Genomic DNA, 3,106 nt, shown 5'->3' with positions numbered 1-3,106 from the left:
CAATTATGAGTCGTAATCCACGTATTGACAATAGGAGGTCACTTCATATTATCTCATCACTTTCTATCATCATCTTAATTTTACTATCATCCATTCCTTTGTGGCAATTCAAAAAGTAATAAATCATCTTTTCCTGTTCATTCATGTCTTCAAGCGGTTTATGTAAATCTACTTTTGGCATTTCTATTGTCATTAACTTCATACGATCTTCTTTTTCTTCTTTCACTAAAGGAATGCCACTGTATTTCCTCATTGTGTATAAACTACAAATGTTATCATCGTCAGCAATTATCAAATTAAAGAATACCATGACAATAGTTTCCTTTAATTGACTGTAACTTTTTCCTTCCATGTCTTGTGAACCATGAAGTCTAGCCAAATAATAATTAAATCGATTGAGTAAATTATCTTTGGTTTGTCTTAACTGCATTTCTAAATCTACAGATGTTTGATCATCAAATTCAACTAATAAATCCAAACGAGGACTTTTCATTTTAGTATAGTCTTTTACCATTTCTGAATTCTTTACAACGACATGTTCAACCTTCCTTTCTAAAAATACCGTGAGTAATGATTTTAATGCATCATTGGCCTCCTTACAATCTTCGCCAAACACATACTTAAAGGCGAAATCATTTAATAAATTTGCACTTCTCATGAGCACCACTTTCTAGTAGGCATTTAACTGTTTATCTAGAACTATAAATATCGCAATGTAACTAGACAACAATTCGTTAGATAAGTCTTTGATTACAGTTAGTATCGATATTAAAAAGAACCATCATCACTTTTGTGTCCTAGATCAAGAAACAATTACACCTTCGTTTTATGACTATCTAATCAACTAGGTGTGTCAGATTGCCTACATACTCTTATACGTAAAAAAATGGAGTTTTTTTGAAAAAAAGAAAAATTTCTCAAAACATTTGTGAAAATAATGATATTATATACGCGACAGGAGGATACTAGAAAAATGAAAATTGTCGATGAATATTTTGGATGTGACGTATTCAGTACATCTGCTATGCAAAGATACTTGCCTCATGCCGTCTACAAACAAATGATGGATGTGATGGAAAAAGGAAAGGAACTTCCTAAAGAGATCGCAGATGTAGTCGCAAACGCCATGAAAGACTGGGCTATGGATAAGGGTGCAACTCACTATACGCACTGGTTCCAACCCATGACAGGTATTACGGCTGAAAAGCATGATGCGTTTATCAATCCAACAGGGCCAACATCTGTTATTTCAGATTTTAGAGGAAAAGAATTAATCAAAGGTGAACCCGATGCCTCAAGTTTTCCAAGCGGAGGATTGCGTGCCACTTTTGAAGCCAGAGGATATACCGCATGGGATCCAACTTCTCTAGCTTTTGTCAAAGAAAAAACTTTATATATTCCAACCTTATTCTGCTCTTATGATGGTAGTGCTTTGGATAAGAAAACACCATTATTGAGAAGTAATGATGCCTTAAACAAAGCAGCTGTTCGTTTATTAAACATTATGGGTTACAACATTCATAAAATCAAAACAACAGTAGGTCCAGAACAAGAATATTTCTTGATTGATGAAGACATGTTCAAAGAACGTCTAGACTTATTAGTAACAGGAAGAACATTATTTGGTGCGGCTCCCGTAAAAGGTCAAGAATTAGATGATCACTACTTTGGTAGTTTATCTGAACGAGTAAAAGCTTATATGGAAGAAGTCGATGAAGAACTTTGGAAATTAGGTGTTTATGCCAAGACCGAACACAAAGAAGTAGCTCCATGTCAGTTTGAATTGGCGCCTGTATTTACATCAACAAATATTGCGAATGACCAAAACCAATTGACTATGGAAGTTCTACAAAAAGTAGCTTCTCATCATGGATTGGTATGTTTACTACATGAAAAACCATTTGATGGTGTCAATGGTAGTGGTAAACACAACAACTGGTCTTTCTGTACAGAAGAAGGAGAAAACATTTTAGAACCAGGTGATTCTCCAAAAGACAATATTCGTTTCTTAACTGTTCTAGCTGCCATCATCAAAGGTGTAGACGAATACCAGGATTTATTAAGAATCTCTGTTGCCAGTGCCGGAAACGACCACCGTTTAGGTGCAGATGAGGCTCCACCCGCTATTATCTCTATCTATTTAGGTGAAGAACTAACTGCCATTCTTGAAGCCATTGAAGCTGGAAATGAATATGTAGATACAATCGATCGTAAATTGGAACTTGGTGTTTCTACCCTTCCTCCAATCGCAAAAGATTCTACAGACCGTAACCGTACTTCTCCATTCGCATTTACAGGTAATAAATTCGAATTCAGAATGCTTGGATCCAACTTAAACATTTCTTGTCCAAACACTATTTTAAATACAATCGTAGCCGAAGAATTAACACAGTTTGCGGATGAATTGGAATGTGTTAAACAAAAAGATATGACAAAATCCTTAATTGCGTTGATTCAAAAGACATTAAAGAATCATAAGCGTATCATTTTCTCTGGAAATGGATATTCCGATGTATGGAAAAAGGAAGCACAAAAACGTGGCTTATTAGAACTTAAAACAACAGCGGATGCACTTCCTCACTATACAGATCCAAAGAATCTACAATTATTTGAAAAACACAATGTATATTCTGCAAGTGAATTGCATGCTCGTGAAAGTATCCTACTCACAAACTACTACCAAGTAGTTCAAATTGAAGCTAAAACAATGGCTTATATGTTACGAAAACAAATCTTACCTGCTATCTTTAGTTATGAAGCTAAATTGGCTCAAATCATTCAAACAAAAAAATCAAGTGGCATTGAGGCACCATTAGAAGTTAAAATTTTAAAAAACATTAATACACCTCTAGAATTAGTATCCAATCACTTAGATACATTAGAAGCGTTGATCAACAAAGAAACCACAACAGAAAAACAAGCTGCTCGTTTTGCGGCCGATGAATTACTTCCGTTAATGGAAACGATTCGTCAATTGACGGATGTGATTGAAACCAATGTTTCTAAAGAAGACTGGCCTTTACCAGACTATAACGACATTTTATTTAAATCGGCGCTCTAAAATAGTGTAGGGTTATGTGAAAATACCGGCTTTAAATTATTGTAG

General features: G+C 34.9%; 2 protein-coding genes. One reads left to right on the top strand and one right to left on the bottom strand.

Annotation, left to right across the window (positions count from 1 at the left end; all coding sequences use genetic code 11):
- Positions 1-43 precede the first annotated feature (43 nt).
- Entirely contained in the window at positions 44-658 is a 615-nt protein-coding gene (locus KTQ83_RS11520) for an Rpn family recombination-promoting nuclease/putative transposase (RefSeq protein WP_244975860.1), read from the bottom strand.
- Between the two features lie 315 nt (positions 659-973).
- Here KTQ83_RS11520 and KTQ83_RS11515 point away from each other — a divergent pair, with 315 nt between their 5' ends.
- Complete coding sequence (locus KTQ83_RS11515) at positions 974-3,061, top strand: glutamine synthetase III family protein (protein ID WP_217256903.1); 2,088 nt, start codon at positions 974-976, stop codon at positions 3,059-3,061.
- The last annotated feature ends 45 nt before the right edge of the window (positions 3,062-3,106 follow it).

The sequence above is a fragment of the Holdemanella porci genome (assembly GCF_019052655.1).
Lineage (GTDB): Bacteria > Bacillota_I > Bacilli_A > Erysipelotrichales > Erysipelotrichaceae > Holdemanella > Holdemanella hominis.
The sequence above is the reverse complement of the archived record's forward strand: the minus strand, read 5'-3'. Positions and strand labels throughout refer to the sequence as shown.